Here is a 15,113-nt window from a genome sequence, read left to right on the forward strand (position 1 = left end):
TTCACCTATCGCGGAGTTCAACGATGACGAATGAATGACCGAAGCGATATTCGGCAAATTGAACGAAAATCAAAATATGTGCTTCCTCACGAGATCCCTTCCGGAGGCGGCAAAGGACTTCTCAATCCGCGCAAGTAAGTCCATTCGGTCCAGGGGTACCATGTACCTTGGGACAATGGTTGGGAATACCGCGTTAGTCGTAAATCAACTTCAGCGGGAATGGGATAGCGCGGCCGCATCTCCTGCGACGAGATTTTCTGCCCGACGGACCAATTCGGCGTAGAGCTGAGGAGTTGGCCTATGTTCGTTCGCATCACCACTGATTCCGCCCCGCGCCCCAATTCACTCCGCGACCTCGGCATGACCAGCTCTTCAACTGCGCTGGTCAGCCTGAGCGAATTTTCCTACAAGAAAGGCGCTGAAGTCTACGGCGAGAAAGAACCCGCCGAATATGTCTATCAGGTCAAGTCCGGGGCTGTGCGGAGCTACAAGCTGCTGTCGGACGGTCGCAGGCAGATCGGCGCCTTTCATCTCACCGGCGATATCTTTGGGCTGGAGAATGGCAGCGAGCACAGATTCACGGCCGAGGCGATCGTCGATACCACAGTACGTCTCGTCAAGCGGCAGAGCCTCGAACTGGTCGCCGAAAATGACGCGATGGTCGCCAGGAACCTGCTCAGCATGACCACGAACAACCTGCAGCATGCGGAAGATCATATGCTGCTGCTCGGGCGCAAGACCTCGCTGGAGCGCGTTGCGGCGTTCCTGCTCGAGATGGACAGGCGGCTGACCGCGGCAAGTGTCATGGCGCTGCCCATGTCGAGGCGCGATATCGCCGACTATCTCGGCTTGACGCTGGAGACCGTCTCACGCGCCTTGTCGCGTTTGCACGAGCTCGGCATCATCGGCTTTATCGGCAACACACAGCGTCAGATCGTGCTGCTGGACCGGCACCAGCTTGCAAGCCTCGATCTACCGGCTTGACCTGACGGGAAGTCGCTCATGGACGGTGTGCGAAGCACCATCCAGGATCGTCCGCGCCACGTCCGTTGTCCCCGTGATGATGATCTGCACACCGATGCAGAGCAGGAGGAACGCCGACAGCTTGGTAACCACGCTGGTGCCCTCCTCTCCGAACAGGCGCGCCATCGCGCTCGACTTGCGGTAGGCGTGGTATATTGCCGCGGTTACGGCGAGGGCAACCGCCAGCGAAACGATCGACGATCCAAACATTGCATCCAGGCTGTCGGTCCGGCTTATTCCGATGGCGATGGCGGTTGCTATCGTTCCTGGTCCTGTTGTGAGCGGGATCGTCAGCGGAAAGAACGCCATGCGCTTCATGGTCGCAAGATCGGCGGTCGCCTCCGTGTGGAGGCCGGCCGCACCGGACGTGGCGTTGAGCATCGACCAGCCGGTTGCGGCGACCACGAGGCCCCCGGCAATCCGCAGCGCTGGTATGGTCACGCCGAAGAAGTTCAGAATCTGGCTGCCGAGAAATAGCGAGGCTAACAGAACAGCGAAGGCGTATCCGGCAACGCGCAGCGCAAGATCCGCGCGCTCGTCCTCAGAGAGGCCTCTCGTCCGGTCCAGGAAGATGAAGGCCAGTCCGTAAGGATTGATGATCGCAAACAGCGCGCCAAAACCGAACAAGAAATCGGCAACCCAGCGGGATGTCACGAAATTGGGCATCTGGCCTCAGCTCCGCTTGCGCCACCAAAGGTGCTTGTACGAGCCAGGCCCGCACGGGACGCTGCCGGTCGCGTTCACGGCACGTGTTCCTTTCCTCTGACGACATCGTCCTTGATCAGTCCGACGTGGTCGAGCGTCTTGCGCAAGACCTCGAACAGGATTGCGGCCGACCAGCCGAACAGCAGCACGCCGTTCATCGCGGTCAGCGGCCCGATCAGCCGCCATTCACGCACCGGCGTGATATCGCCATAGCCAAGCGTCGTGTAGTTGACGAAAGCGAAATAGACGAGGTCGCTCTCGGGCGCGGCCACGGCCCGGACGAGGGCATAGGTCCATGCCCATATCAGGACTTCCAGCGCATGCGCGACATTCAGAACCGCCGCGGTCGCAACCATCACGCCCATCAGGTGCAATCTTGGCCGCTCGACCTTGCGAAGGCCTGCGCTGCGGGCAATTGCGACGGCGACGAGCGTAACAAGTGCGTGAATGCCGATGTTGACCGCGCTGATCAGCGCGCCGACCGTCAATTGCAACAGCATAGGGTTCGACCAGACCTCAATCGCGCAAGCTGTCCCGGACAGCCGACGCCCCTCTCCGGCATCGACCGCCCTCTGAAGGGCGCCGAACAGCCATCGAAGAGGCGCTGCAATCGTCGACGTTGATTTGGGTCAACGGTCGGCAACAACGTCCGGCACCGGCGCGGCCCGCTCGATGCGGATCCAGGCGGCCGCAAGCTCCCAGGCAACCGCCAGGATGATCGGCCCGATGAAGAGCCCGATGATCCCATGCGCGAGCGTTCCGCCGATCACCCCGATCAGGATCACGAGCGTCGGCGTGGTCAGCCCGCGCCCCATCACCAATGGCTTCAGGATGTTGTCGAGCAGGCCGACGACCACGAAGAATATCGTCAGCGGCAGTGCTGCAGTCATGTCCTTGTCCATCCAGATCCAGATGACCACGGGGAGAAGAACGATGACCGCGCCGATCTGCACGATCGACAACAATAGAACGAGGATAGCGAGCAAGCCCGCGCTCGGAATGGCGGCGAGCTTGAAGCCGATGCCGGCGAGCAACGCCTGGATGATCGCGACGCCGATCACGCCCTGCGACACTGCGCGGATGGTGGCGCCGGAAAGCTCCAGAAAATGCTCGCTCTGTTCCGGCACGATCCGGAACAGGAAACCGCGGATCGCACCGGCAAGCTGCGGACCGTAGGGAAAGAGGAGCCCGGTGACCAGCACCGACAGCAGGAACTGAAGCGTGCCGATGCCGGCGCTGCCGACGAAGGACAGCATGAAGCCAGCAAGCGGCTTCAGATACGGCGTCACCTCCTGCAGCACCGCACGGATATTGGTGTAGGCCAGATTCCAGAAATCGTAGAGTTGCTGGCCGATCAAGGGCCAGCTCTTGATCTGCTCAGGTGCGGCCCGCAGCGCGAGTTCGCCAGCACTGATCTGGCTTGCGATGTCCCTGATCCCGTCGACGGCACTCAAGCCCAGCCACGCCGCGGGGCCGATGACGATACCGAGCATGATCACGGTGAGAATGGCCGCCGCGATACGCGGGCTGCCGCCGAGGATTTTGGCGAGCCAGCTGAAGGCCGGATAGAACGCCACCGCCAGCACCGCGCTCCACGTCAGGATCGGCACGAACGGCTTGATGATCAGGAAGGTCCACGCCACCAGCAGTCCGAGCAATCCGAGCCGGATCACGAGTTGGATGACGCCGTCGGTCGTCAGAACTTGTCGAATTGTCTTCAAGCGCGGTGCCTGTGTGCTCAGGAGCCTGCTCAGCGTAGCGGCTCCGCTCGTGCAGCCGGCTTGATCCAGATCAAGCAGTTCCGCCGCAGTCACCAGCCTGATCGCCGGATGCGGACGACGGTCGTCGTCTCCGCCTCACGAACGCAGCGAGACACCGATGATCGATGCCGCGAGCTACACGCGCCGGGACACGTTGCGCGACGGCACGTCCGTCGAAATTCGGGCGCTCCACCCTGAGGACGAGGTCGAGATGCTCGCGGCGCTGGGACAGACCAGCGCGCAGTCGCGGCGGCGTCGGTTCTTCGTCCCGAAACAGCATTTTTCGGACAGGGAGCGCGACTTCTTCATGCAGATCGATTTCGAGCACCATGTCGCGCTGGTCGCTTGCGTGGACGATGCGGGCATCGTCGGCGGCGGTCGCTACATCGTCGCAGAGCCAGGCCGCGCCGAAATGGCCTTCATGGTGATCGACGCCTGGCAGGGGCGCGGCATCGGTGGCCTGCTCCTGCGTCACCTGATCGCGCTGGCGCGCGACGCCAGGCTGGGCGAACTGACGGCAGAGGTGCTCCCCGAGAATGCAGCCATGCTCCGCCTCTTCGATAGATTTGGATTCGTGCGCGCAAAGGGCTGGGATCCCGATGCCATCCACCTGGAATTGAAGTTGACCTAGATCGGATCAAACTCCAGTTAATTCAGCCAATTAGACAGAATTATTGACGCTGAAATTGAGCCTGATGGCGGAAGGTGGGATTCGAACCCACCTTGTGGGCACGGCGGTTTTCAAGTTCGGGCGGCGCAGTGTCGCCCTGTGTTGGCACGTCCAACTAGTCCGGATTTCCTCGCGTTTTGGCAGGGCGACAGTCCAGTCAGTCCATCGCGTGTCGCCAAACTTGGGTCCGAGGAGGACGTCGATAACCGTCCTTCTCGGGATCCTCGGCACGGTCGTCGCAGCACTGCTGCGGGCCAATATACGCGTATGGACGGCGCTTGCGCTCGGCCTTTTCGTGATCGGGTTGTCGGCCGCGCTCATTGCCTGCGCTCAGCCCTGTGGATCTGGACGGGATCTCGCTATCGGCCATGCTCTGCTGGTGGGGGATGCGGTCGACGATGACGGCAGGCCGGCGGTATTTCTGACAATCAAACGCTCGTGGCCCGGCGCGGTTCTTGTCCGGTGAACGCGCGCCGGGCCTAACCATTCCCCGCTTCCCCCGTGAGGTTTGGCTAAGGTGAAGATAAAACGATTCTCGGGACAGCTTATACTTGTTTGTGCAAGCCCCAGAACGCGATCAGCAGACCGGTGATGGCCCCCGTTCCGAGCAACAAGAGAACGCTTTCCACACCCACGACGCGCAGTAGCTCGCAATCGTTCCGAGATACCACTAATCGATAATTTGACTCTCGCGGGTGTCGGGCTTCGATGGCGGGATGAGTGTCCGTCTCATCAAGCACGAAACCGTGCCCGCACCGGAAGCTTCAAGGTGCGCTTCGCTGATGGGCGCCGAAGTCGTTGTTTCTACTTCGACGACCTACTGTCGCGACGGCTACGTCCGGGGCAAGTGCCCCGCGAACAGGCACTCGATTGGGCCAGAATGTTCGCCCGAATTATGCGCGGCGTGATCGATCGCTGGGGCCCGCCAGCGAACCGGCGGGCCTAGGACCATCTATTGCCCCAGAGAACGCCACACCCAAACGCCGATTAAATTCAGAACACTGTATCTTTTTGGACTGAGCGATTGAATCCCGAGCAGAAGGATATGAACCGGCGTGCCGGGTTGAGTTTGGTGCGTCGGGCGGTCTCGGAGCGTCTCGTCTCCAGCCCCCGAGATGCTCGGGACCGTTCGTCTGAAATAAATCCCGCGACTCACATTTGTTGTGGCGGGAACTAGTGGTGCCGGGAAGATTCGGTAAACCGGGGCTGGCTGATACTTCACTTAAATTTTTCACCCGGAAGTTTTGACCAATGCGCGGGCCGCAGCTGCCCCCAGCTGCGGCCTTCGTATTCTGCGAATTCCGCTTTCGGAGATCCAATGCCCAACGAACATTGCTTGATCGTACATGCTGCTGGAAGACAATTGGACCTGCTCCGCGGAGAAGCTTCGCGCATCGCAAAGGGAAAACAGATTAACTGGTGGACCGATCGCGGCGACGCCGGTACACGCTTTTGCTTTGAAGACGCGAATGCGAAAGAGACGTTCGCGCTCACTTGCGACAATTTCGGCATCCGTTGTCGAGACGACTAGCACAAAAGAAGCCGCCGACCCTGTGAGCCGGCGGGAGTCTCTGAACGCACCAAGTATCAGCGCCTATTGGCGGGGATCCCCGACAGCGCCGACGTCGATCTCGGTCTGGTCAGGTTGCCGGCCAACGCCCTCATTTTTCCTGCCCTGCCCGATCCCGGCGAGCCGCTCGACCTTTCGAAGCCGCGCAACCCGCGCAACTTCTCGAAGGAATTTGCCAGGCGCGCCGAGCTCATCGGCGGCATTCGCTTTCAAGACTTCCGCGGCATTCACTCGACCGCTCTGCTCGATGGCAACATTCCGGTGCATCGAGTAGCAGAGCGAGCGCATCGGTGATGATCCGGCGGTCTTGTTGAGAAACTATTCGAAGCGGAAGCGATCGAAGCAGGCCGACGCGTCAATCGCGACGACGCTAACACCTTGGCGAAGGGCTTTCTTGCCCCTTACGGTCGTTGGGTACAGTTCGCTCATTGTTCAGAAGGCGACGGAAAACAAATTTCAAAAATACTTTTTCTATCAAGCACTTACTGGCGGAAGGGGTGGGATTCGAACCCACGGTACCCTTGCGGGCACGCCGGTTTTCAAGACCGGTGCCTTAAACCACTCGGCCACCCTTCCAAGACTGGCTGTCAAGTCTGGCTGTCGCTTAACGTAGTCGGCCGCGCAAGGCAACGCGAAGTTAGGGCTGTCCGCATCGAGCCGGCCCACCAAATCCGAGCTGTCAGGCGCGCGTCAGGCTGATCTTCTAGCCTGGCAACACTTGGGGAGACTCAATAGCGCTTCCCCTCAGCCATCCCCGCCATTGGCGATGCCACCCAGGGCGTCGCTGGTCGCGAGGCCCGGTCGGATTCGTCTCCATGTCCGGGCCTCGTTTGGCTTGCCGCAAAGGAAAACGCGGCGCCCCCAAGGACGCCGCGCGAAGTCTGTTGCTGAGTTTGGTGTTGCCCGCCTCAGCTCAGTAGCCGCAGGACGCGCAGCCCATCTGCACCGGCGCGTAGTAGGAATAACCCGGCGAGACCATCTCGACGCGCTGGCGCGTCGCGTATTGCGGCGGGATCTGCTCGTACTGAACACCGGGCGGCGCCACCATCACGGTCTGCGGGACCATCACGGTGCGATACTGCGCCGGCGTGCGATGCGCGACGACGGCGCCGGGTGACACCATCACGGTTTCGTCGACGGTGCGGTATTGCGGGGCGACGTATTGCTGCTGGTAGCACGTCGTGCACGGCTGCGGCGGCGCGTAGCAATTATAGCAGCCGGCAGAAGCTGCGCTCGTCATCGCAATCGCGGCGACGACTGTTCCGAAAACAACAGCAAGAGTACGAGACATTATGGTGGTGCCCCAATTGCCTGAAATGGATGTGCGAAGGTGGCCGCACTATACGCCGCAAAACGCATCTCTGCCGAAGTTCGTCGGGGCATCCTTAATGCGAACGGCCGGCTTTCGCCGACCGTTCAGAACTTGTTGACCATGCGCGAGCGCGAGAGTCACGCTCACGCCGATGCAGAACGTGCTTACTTCGTGCGACGCTTGACCTCACGCACGGCGCCGCGCGCAGCGCTGGTGGTCAGCGCAGCGTAGGCCTGCAGCGCGGTCGAGACGCTGCGCTTGCGCGCCGCGGGCTGCCAGGCGGCATCGCCCTTCGCCTCCTCCGCCGCACGGCGGCTCGCGAGCTCCTCGTCGGAGATCTCGAGATTGATGCTGCGGTTCGGGATGTCGATGGCGATGCGATCGCCGGTGCGCACCAGAGCGATGTTGCCGCCTTCGGCCGCTTCCGGCGACAGATGGCCGATCGACAGACCCGAGGAGCCGCCGGAGAAGCGGCCGTCGGTGACGAGCGCGCAGGCTTTGCCGAGGCCCATCGATTTCAGATAGCTGGTCGGATACAGCATTTCCTGCATGCCGGGGCCGCCGCGCGGGCCTTCATAGATGATGACCACGACCTCGCCGGCCACGACCTTGCCGCCCAGAATGCCTTCGACGGCCGCGTCCTGGCTCTCGAACACACGTGCGGGGCCGGAGAATTTCAGGATCGAAGAATCGACGCCTGCGGTCTTCACGATGCAGCCGTCCTGGGCGAGGTTGCCGTAGAGCACCGCGAGGCCGCCGTCCTTGCTGAAGGCGTGCTCGATGTTGCGGACGACGCCCTTCTCGCGATCGGCATCGAGCTCGTCGTAGCGGCGATCCTGGCTGAAGGCGACCTGTGTGGGGATGCCGCCGGGCGAGGCGCGATAGAAGGTGCGCACAGCCTCGCTCTTGGAGCGCTTGATGTCCCAGCGCTCCAGCGCCTCGTTCATGGTCGGCGCATGCACGGTCGACACTGACGTGTCGATCAGACCGGCACGGTCGAGCTCCCCGAGAATGCCCAAAATGCCGCCGGCGCGATGCACGTCCTCGACATGGACGTCGGCGACCGATGGTGCGACCTTGCAGAGCACGGGCACGCGGCGCGACAGGCGGTCGATGTCCTGCATGGTGAATTCGACCTGTCCTTCATGGGCGGCGGCAAGGAGATGCAGCACGGTATTGGTCGAGCCGCCCATCGCGATGTCGAGCGTCATCGCGTTCTCGAACGCCTTGAAGTTGGCGATGTTGCGCGGGAGCACGGAGGCATCGTCCTGCTCGTAATAGCGGCGGACGAGGTCGACGATGGTGTGTCCGGCCTCGACAAAGAGGCGCTTGCGGTCGGCATGGGTGGCGACAACCGTGCCGTTGCCGGGCAGCGCGAGGCCGAGCGCCTCGGTCAGGCAGTTCATGGAGTTGGCGGTGAACATGCCCGAGCAGGAGCCGCAGGTCGGGCAGGCCGAGCGCTCGATCACCTTGACGTCGTCGTCGCTGACCTTGGAATCGGCCGCAGCCACCATGGCGTCGATGAGATCGACCGCCTTGGTCTTGCCCTGGAGCTTGACCTTGCCGGCCTCCATCGGGCCGCCCGAGACGAACACGGCGGGGATGTTGAGGCGCAGCGCGGCCATCAGCATGCCGGGCGTGATCTTGTCGCAATTGGAGATGCAGACGAGGCCGTCGGCGCAATGGGCGTTGGCCATATACTCGACGCTGTCGGCGATCAGCTCGCGCGACGGCAGGCTATAGAGCATGCCGTCATGGCCCATGGCGATGCCGTCGTCGACCGCGATGGTGTTGAACTCCTTGGCAACGCCGCCGGCCTGCTCGATCTCGCGGGCAACCAGCTGGCCGAGGTCCTTCAGGTGGACGTGGCCGGGCACGAACTGGGTGAAGGAGTTGACGACCGCGATGATCGGCTTGCCGAAATCGCCGTCCTTCATGCCCGTCGCGCGCCAGAGGCCGCGGGCGCCTGCCATGTTGCGGCCGTGGGTGGTGGTGCGGGAGCGATAGGCTGGCATGGCGGTTTCCATCCTCGGGGTTGGGTGGCGCGGGCGGGAAATATGGAGCCGCCTCGCACCTTTCCGGCCGGATAGCGCACGGGGTGATCAGGCGCAACGGGAACTTGGATCGGACAGAGCTCCCCTGCTCCCGGCGCGGGCTTGGAGGCGAACGTCGCGAGCGCCGTGATGAGCAGCCTTACACACCTCAACCTCGGTTCGCGCCAAACGCACGATGCGGCTGCACATGATGAGCCAAGAGCGCAACGGTATTCTCGTCCGTAGTGCTCCGGAATGGAATCCTATCGGGACCTCGCGTACATCACGCTCATCGATCGGCGGCCACTTCCAAGGGCATCATCCTCTGATCGCGCACTATGGGGTTGGGGGACCGCATGGGGCGGGGGATTGAAGGCTGGGGCAAGGTGACGAGGTCCGGACTCCTAGGCACTCCGGACCTCGAAGCTTTTTACTTCGAACGCAATTTCGCGCCCCCGGCTTTATGAGCCGCGCGGCGCGCGAAATCGTTGAGCGTCCCGCGCTCAGCGGGTTTGCGGCTCGATGGTCACCGTGCAATCGCCCTGCCCCTGCGTTGCGACCACGATATCGCCAGCGGCGGCGCCGAGCGGAATCGGGGCGGATGAGCCGCCGCCGGGCATCTGAACCGTCACGCTCAGTGAATCGGTCCGCGCACTCGAGCCCACCGTTGACGGTTCGACTTCGGCCACGTTGCCCGAGGCATCACGCCGCATGATCCGGCAATTGACGCTGCTGCTTGCGTTGCTGCCGCCGGTCGCGGCCATGCTGGTTGATGCACTGCCGCTCATCTCCGCGCGGGCTCGCGACGGATCGCGAGGCACCTGGCTGACGATGCGATGCGTCCGCGGATCCACGATGACGACGTCATCATCCGTCGCGAAATACTCATAGTCGCGATATTCCGGCTCGATCGAGACGATCTCGGGCGGCAGCCTGTACAGATGCACGTGCGGGGGAATTGTCTCGCCGGCGCGGATCGAAATGTTCAGGTTGCGCTCCGGCTCCGCCAGGCGCTCGCGGCTCAGTCGTTCCGAGATTTGCACCTGCTTTTCGGAGTTCACCCGGGTCTGCTGGCTGACCTGCGTGTTGGTCTGGCTGGTTTGACTGGCTTGATTGGTTTGCGTCCCGGTGGCGGCCGGTGCGCTCTGTGCATTGTTGGTTGGCGGCGTCCGGCTCGTGTCGGCTGCGCTGGCCGGCCGATTGCCTTGTTGCGCAGGGCTCTGCTGCGCGGCGTTGCGCGGAGGTTGGGTCTGGTTACGCTCGCCCTGGTTGGCCGCGGCTCCCGTGCGCTCGTTCTGCTGAGCAGCGGGACCGCTTCTGGATTTCTCGGTCTCGGCGGTTGATTTCTGCGGCGCAGACTTGTCCGACTTGGTCTCGGCGCGGTTCTTGTCGGCGTCGTGGCCCGATTTCGCGCTTTCAGCCTCCCGGCTGCGATCCTTCGATGGCTCGCGGGATTCTTGCGCCTGCTCCCTGGCATTCGGCGCGTTGTGCTCGGCAGCGGTGGCCGGCTGACGCTTGTCCTCGCTAGCCTCATGCTTGGCAGCGCCGCCTTTCTCCTCGCGGGCTGCGCCTTGAAGCTTCTCCTGCCCACCCTGCACGCGTTCCTGGGCGCGTTCTTGGGCGCGTTCCTGGCCGGCGCCACCGCGCTGCGGCGCAGCGCTCTTGGCCGGTTCCTCGGTCCGTTTCTGCTCGTCCTTGCGCTCGGGCGCCTGAGAATAGGCAACGCCGGATGCGAGCATAAGTCCAATCGCCGCGGTCGATAACATCAAGTGCTTACGCATGGTCCCTCTCCTGGACAAATCGCAATGACAGACGCGAACGCTCTGTCGGTGCGAATGTTCCTGAGCGGGAACGTCGCTATTGGGTTTCGGTAGGCACTGACGTCGAGGGGTTGGGCATGTTCCGCTCGAGATCCTCAAGCCATGCCGCCGCGCTCGAATCCGACGGTGCACGCCAGTCGCCGCGCGGCGAGAGCGAGCCGCCGGCTGAAACTTTTGGCCCGTTTGGCATCGCCGAGCGCTTGAACTGGCTGAAGGCGAAGAAGCGGCGCAGGAACACCTCGAGCCAGCGGCGGATCTCCGCAAGGTCATAGGCTCTGCGCTTGTCGGCCGGGAATGCCGGGGGCCATTCGCCCGCGGCGACATCCTTCCACGCCTGGAGTGCCATGAAGGCGATCTTGGACGGCCGCATGCCGAAGCGTAGCGTGTAGAACAGGTTGAAATCCTGCAATTCGTAGGGCCCGACGGAAGCCTCTGTGCTTTGCGGCTTCTCACCCGGTTTCACTGGAACCAGCTCCGGCGAGATTTCGGCCGCGAGGATCGAGGCCAGGGTTGCATTCACGTCGGCGCTGAACTGCTTCGATGTAATCACCCAGCGGATCAGATGCTGGATCAGCGTCTTCGGCACACCGGCGTTGACATTGTAATGCGCCATCTGGTCGCCGACGCCATAGGTGCACCAGCCGAGCGCGAGCTCGGAGAGATCACCGGTGCCGATGACGATGCCGCCATGATGGTTGGCGAGTCGAAACAGATAGTCTGTGCGCAGACCCGCCTGCACGTTCTCGAAGGTGACGTCGTAGACCTTCTCGCCTTTGCCGAAGGGATGGCCGATATCCTTCAGCATCTGCGTCGCCGTGGTGCGGATGTCGAGTTCCTGCCAGGTGGTCTGCAACGCCTTCATCAGGGCCAGCGCGTTGGTCTTGCTCTCGCTGCCTGTCGCGAAGCCCGGCATGGTGTAGGCGAGGATATTCTCGCGCGGCAGGCCGAGCAGGTCGATGGCCTTGGCGGCGACGATCAGCGCATGGGTGGAATCGAGGCCGCCGGAGACGCCGATCACGACACGCTTGATGCCGGTGGCGCGCATGCGCTGCACAAGGCCCGCGACCTGGATGTTGTAGGCCTCGTAGCAATCCTGCTCGAGCAAATGCTCATCGTTCGGCACGAACGGGAAACGCTCGACCTTGCGCAGGAAGCCGATATCCGCAGACGGCGGCTTCAGGGCAAATGTCACTTTCCGGAATAGCGCCTCGCGCTGGCGGCGATTGTCGTCGAACGTGCCCATCAAGGCGCGCTCCTGCCTGAGCAGGTCGAGGTCGACGTCGGCCATCGTGATCTGGCCGTCTTGCCTGAAGCGCTCGCCCTCGGCCAGCAGCACGCCGTTCTCATAGATCGAGGTCTGGCCGTCCCAGGCGAGATCCGTGGTGGATTCGCCGGCGCCTGCAGCGGAATAAACATAGGCCGCAAGGCAGCGCGCCGAGGTCGACTGGCAGAGCAGCGCCCGCGAGCGTGCCCGCCCGATCGTGATCGGGCTGCCGGAGAGGTTGATCAACACGCTGGCGCCGGCCAGCGCCAGCTCGGAGGCCGGCGTCACCGGAATCCACATGTCCTCGCAGATCTCGACGCCGATGGTGAGGCCAGGGACATCCTCGGCCGCGAACAGCAGGTCGGTGCCGAATGGCGCCCGGAGCTTGCCGATGGCGATCGCCTCGCCGGTGACGCCGGCGCCCGAAGCGAAATGGCGGCCCTCGTAGAATTCGCGATAGGTCGGCAGATAGCTCTTGGGCACGACGCCGAGAATGCTGCCGCGGTGGATGACGACGGCGCAATTATAGATGCTGACGCCGAAGCGCAGCGGGGCGCCGACGACCAGCACGGTCATCAGGCCTGCAGAGGCCTCGACGATCGAGGCCAGCCCGCGCTCGACCGCATCGAGCAGCGGATCCTGTTGGACGAGGTCCTCGATGGCGTAGCCGGACAGGCACAGCTCGGAAAACACTGAAACCGCGACCGACCGCGCGTCGCAGGTCTTCGCCGCCGCGATCACCGCCTCCGCGTTGGCCGCGGGATCGGCCACATGGGAGGTGGTGACGCAGGCTGCAACGCGCGCAAAGCCATGGGCGTAGATCGAGTGGAAGCTCATCGCGCAAAGGACCCTTAAATCTTGCCAGAAGCCAGCCTCGGCCGACGCTGGAGTCTATGTAGCCCATCGACCCGGCCCCGTGCAGGCCATCGGCCATCATGCATAACGGATCTGCAAGCCACGCCTGATGTCAGGCGCTGCGCGCCAGCAGGCCGGCGAGGTCGTTGCGCAGCCATTCGGCGATGCGGGGCCAGGCATGGGCATGGGTCCGCGCCCCCATGAACAGGCCGAGATGGTCGCTCGGCTCGGAGCGTGCTGCAATGAAAGCCGGCGGCGTGCCGAGGAGCTTCGCTGTGGCAAAAGCCTGCGCGACCGGTACGACGTCGTCGTCAAGCCCGGCCAGAAGGAACACCGGTGCCCTGACATCCCTCAGGTCGATCGCGCGGCCGAGCGCGATGAACTGGCCTGATGCGATCCGGTTCTCGCGAAAGATCCAATTCACGATCTGAAGATAATAGACGCCGGGCAAATTGAGCGTTTCGCTGTTCCAGCGATCGAAGCGCGCCAGCAGGGCCGCCCCCTCCTCGTCCGAGAGGTCTCGCTGCAACGCCGCTGCGACGTCGTCGGGGCCGGGCGCCTTCGACCAGACATGGAGCATCTCCTCGCCACTGACATTACCGCCACCGCGGGCGACGAGCTGATCGTAGACCATCTCGGGTGCATTGCGGGCAAGCTGCGCCAGCCTGGACTCGACCGAGAGGTCGACCGGCGCACCAACCAGCACCAGCCGCCGCACCTTGGCCGGGAAACGCGCTGCGTAGAGCAGCGACAGCCAGCCGCCCTGGCACAGGCCGACCAGATCGACCGGCGCGCCGATCTCGTCGACGGCGACGTTGAGATCGGACAGATAGCTATCGATCGAGAAGTGGCGCATCTCAGGCGTGGCCGAGCGCCAGTCGGTGAGATAGACCCGATCGATACCGCCCTGTTGCAGCGACTGCACCACGCTGTGACCGGATGCGAAATCGGCAATCAGGGCCCGGTGCAGCGCATAGGGCGCACACACCAGCGCCGGCTGGCCGGATCGCGTCCGCGCGCAATCGCGCAGCCGCATGGTGGCAAGCTCCAGCGCCACGGTGCCTGATGTGGTCCAGGGCAGCTCGCTCCCACTCTGCTCGGCCGGACGGCGTTCCAGCCACCAGAAGCAGGCGTCCATCGCGAGCTTTGCCGCCGCAAACGGCCACAGCATGGGGTCATCAGGGCCACGCCGCGCCTCGCCGGGCCGCTCTCCGCTCTTCTCCGCCGCCATTACCTGATGATCCTCACAGGAACGCCTCCAAGCTGATGGTGGAAATGCCGACCTCCTTAAAGCTGCGATGGGTCGCCGCGACCGAGCCGTTGAGGTCGATGCCGCGGCAAGCGTCCTCAATGACCACAACTTCGAAGCCAGCCTTGCGGGCATCCTCCGCGGAAAAGCGGACGCAAAAATCGAGCGCGAGTCCAGCCACGAAGACGGTCTTCAGCTCGCGCTCGCGCAAATAGCCAAGGAGGCCGGTCGGCGTCTTCTTGTCGTTCTCAAACAGCGCCGAATAGGAATCGATCCCGCGGCGAAAGCCCTTGCGCACCACCAGGCTTGCCCGCGTCAGGTCCAGATCCCGATGAAATTCGGCGCCAGCCGTGCCCTGGACGCAATGGGTCGGCCACAGCACCTGGGTGCCATAGTCGAGCTCGATGGTCTGAAACGGCTGCTTGCCCGGATGGTTCGCCGCGAAGGAGACGTGGTCGCCCGGATGCCAGTCCTGCGTCAGCACCACATTGGCGAATTTTTGGGCGATCCGGTTGATGGCGGGCACGACCTTCTCACCGCCGGGAACGGCGAGCGCCCCTCCGGTGCAAAAATCGTTCTGCACATCGATCACCAGCAGCACGTCGCGGTCGGATATCTTCATCGAGAGGGTCCCAATCGCAAGTCTAATGCCATCCGCCCGGCGCATCGGGCGCCGGCCGCTCTCGCCAATGTCGACCTTCCCGGGCGGCTTCGCAACCACCGCCTTGAATGCAACGCTTTGCGGACGACCGTGTTGACTAGCTGTACCTGACCGCGGAATCTCTGATATCCGCCGCAATACGGATCGGAGCAACGAAGCAGAGGAGATGGGTTCCTGTGGCCAAAGGCCAC

General features: G+C 63.3%; 13 protein-coding genes and 1 tRNA gene. 4 read left to right on the top strand and 10 right to left on the bottom strand.

Annotation, left to right across the window (positions count from 1 at the left end; genetic code table 11):
* Positions 1 to 300: 300 nt before the first annotated feature.
* Positions 301 to 984: a helix-turn-helix domain-containing protein gene (locus AOQ71_RS31195; RefSeq protein ID WP_057755158.1), complete on the top strand. Its 684-nt coding sequence runs from the start codon at positions 301 to 303 to the stop codon at positions 982 to 984.
* Here the strand turns inward: AOQ71_RS31195 and AOQ71_RS31200 are convergent.
* The 3 genes from AOQ71_RS31200 to AOQ71_RS31210 all read right to left on the bottom strand — a co-directional run bounded on the left by AOQ71_RS31200 (position 973) and on the right by AOQ71_RS31210 (position 3,449).
* The gene (locus AOQ71_RS31200) at positions 973 to 1,689 is read right to left on the bottom strand and encodes a MarC family protein (RefSeq protein WP_057755162.1); all 717 of its coding nucleotides are present in this window, start codon (positions 1,687 to 1,689) and stop codon (positions 973 to 975) included. The two genes, AOQ71_RS31195 and AOQ71_RS31200, sit on opposite strands and share 12 nt — an antisense overlap.
* Before the next feature lie 74 nt (positions 1,690 to 1,763).
* Positions 1,764 to 2,228, bottom strand: a complete 465-nt coding sequence (locus AOQ71_RS31205; RefSeq protein ID WP_057755165.1) for a potassium channel family protein — start codon at positions 2,226 to 2,228, stop codon at positions 1,764 to 1,766.
* Between the two features lie 129 nt (positions 2,229 to 2,357).
* Positions 2,358 to 3,449 carry an AI-2E family transporter gene (locus AOQ71_RS31210; RefSeq protein WP_057756679.1) on the bottom strand — a complete coding sequence of 364 codons (1,092 nt, stop codon included), beginning with the start codon at positions 3,447 to 3,449 and terminating at the stop codon, positions 2,358 to 2,360.
* A gap of 157 nt (positions 3,450 to 3,606) precedes the next feature.
* On the opposite strand from AOQ71_RS31210, the gene AOQ71_RS31215 reads away from it, so the two are divergent.
* From AOQ71_RS31215 to AOQ71_RS31225, 3 genes are all read left to right on the top strand, one after another.
* Positions 3,607 to 4,119, top strand: coding sequence for a GNAT family N-acetyltransferase (locus AOQ71_RS31215; RefSeq protein WP_057755168.1), 513 nt, complete (start codon positions 3,607 to 3,609; stop codon positions 4,117 to 4,119).
* A 1,357-nt stretch (positions 4,120 to 5,476) separates the two neighbouring features.
* The gene (locus AOQ71_RS44085) at positions 5,477 to 5,689 is read left to right on the top strand and encodes a hypothetical protein (protein WP_083514618.1); all 213 of its coding nucleotides are present in this window, start codon (positions 5,477 to 5,479) and stop codon (positions 5,687 to 5,689) included.
* A gap of 114 nt (positions 5,690 to 5,803) precedes the next feature.
* Positions 5,804 to 6,022, top strand: coding sequence for a hypothetical protein (locus AOQ71_RS31225; protein WP_157083705.1), 219 nt, complete (start codon positions 5,804 to 5,806; stop codon positions 6,020 to 6,022).
* A gap of 192 nt (positions 6,023 to 6,214) precedes the next feature.
* On the opposite strand, the gene AOQ71_RS31230 is transcribed toward AOQ71_RS31225, so the two are convergent.
* The 7 genes from AOQ71_RS31230 to pncA form a co-directional block, all read right to left on the bottom strand.
* A tRNA-Ser gene (locus AOQ71_RS31230) sits at positions 6,215 to 6,304 on the bottom strand.
* Positions 6,305 to 6,641: 337 nt separating this feature from the next.
* On the bottom strand, positions 6,642 to 6,968 hold the full coding sequence (locus tag AOQ71_RS31235; protein WP_057755178.1) for a hypothetical protein: 327 nt from the start codon (positions 6,966 to 6,968) through the stop codon (positions 6,642 to 6,644).
* 236 nt (positions 6,969 to 7,204) lie between these two features.
* Positions 7,205 to 9,055 (bottom strand): dihydroxy-acid dehydratase, encoded by a 1,851-nt coding sequence (gene ilvD, locus AOQ71_RS31240; RefSeq protein WP_057756681.1) that lies wholly within the window; start codon positions 9,053 to 9,055, stop codon positions 7,205 to 7,207.
* A 521-nt stretch (positions 9,056 to 9,576) separates the two neighbouring features.
* Complete coding sequence (locus AOQ71_RS31245) at positions 9,577 to 10,854, bottom strand: DUF1236 domain-containing protein (protein ID WP_057755183.1); 1,278 nt, start codon at positions 10,852 to 10,854, stop codon at positions 9,577 to 9,579.
* Between the two features lie 76 nt (positions 10,855 to 10,930).
* A complete protein-coding gene (locus tag AOQ71_RS31250; RefSeq protein WP_057755186.1) occupies positions 10,931 to 12,994 on the bottom strand; it encodes an NAD(+) synthase in 2,064 nt (687 codons plus the stop codon).
* Between the two features lie 130 nt (positions 12,995 to 13,124).
* Positions 13,125 to 14,243, bottom strand: a complete 1,119-nt coding sequence (locus tag AOQ71_RS31255) for an alpha/beta fold hydrolase (RefSeq protein WP_057755191.1) — start codon at positions 14,241 to 14,243, stop codon at positions 13,125 to 13,127.
* Between the two features lie 13 nt (positions 14,244 to 14,256).
* Positions 14,257 to 14,883: a bifunctional nicotinamidase/pyrazinamidase gene (pncA, locus tag AOQ71_RS31260; RefSeq protein WP_245317279.1), complete on the bottom strand. Its 627-nt coding sequence runs from the start codon at positions 14,881 to 14,883 to the stop codon at positions 14,257 to 14,259.
* Positions 14,884 to 15,113: the final 230 nt, after the last annotated feature.

Source organism: Bradyrhizobium manausense, from assembly GCF_001440035.1.
Lineage (GTDB): Bacteria > Pseudomonadota > Alphaproteobacteria > Rhizobiales > Xanthobacteraceae > Bradyrhizobium > Bradyrhizobium manausense.

Coding starts and splice junctions, on each gene's coding strand:
- AOQ71_RS31195 (WP_057755158.1), top strand. CDS start 301: ATGTTCGTTCGCATCACCACTGATTCCGCCCCGCGCCCCAATTCACTC.
- AOQ71_RS31200 (WP_057755162.1), bottom strand. CDS start 1,689: ATGCCCAATTTCGTGACATCCCGCTGGGTTGCCGATTTCTTGTTCGGT.
- AOQ71_RS31205 (WP_057755165.1), bottom strand. CDS start 2,228: ATGCTGTTGCAATTGACGGTCGGCGCGCTGATCAGCGCGGTCAACATC.
- AOQ71_RS31215 (WP_057755168.1), top strand. CDS start 3,607: ATGATCGATGCCGCGAGCTACACGCGCCGGGACACGTTGCGCGACGGC.
- AOQ71_RS44085 (WP_083514618.1), top strand. CDS start 5,477: ATGCCCAACGAACATTGCTTGATCGTACATGCTGCTGGAAGACAATTG.
- AOQ71_RS31235 (WP_057755178.1), bottom strand. CDS start 6,968: ATGACGAGCGCAGCTTCTGCCGGCTGCTATAATTGCTACGCGCCGCCG.
- ilvD (WP_057756681.1), bottom strand. CDS start 9,055: ATGCCAGCCTATCGCTCCCGCACCACCACCCACGGCCGCAACATGGCA.
- AOQ71_RS31245 (WP_057755183.1), bottom strand. CDS start 10,854: ATGCGTAAGCACTTGATGTTATCGACCGCGGCGATTGGACTTATGCTC.
- AOQ71_RS31250 (WP_057755186.1), bottom strand. CDS start 12,994: ATGAGCTTCCACTCGATCTACGCCCATGGCTTTGCGCGCGTTGCAGCC.
- AOQ71_RS31255 (WP_057755191.1), bottom strand. CDS start 14,243: ATGGCGGCGGAGAAGAGCGGAGAGCGGCCCGGCGAGGCGCGGCGTGGC.
- pncA (WP_245317279.1), bottom strand. CDS start 14,883: ATGAAGATATCCGACCGCGACGTGCTGCTGGTGATCGATGTGCAGAAC.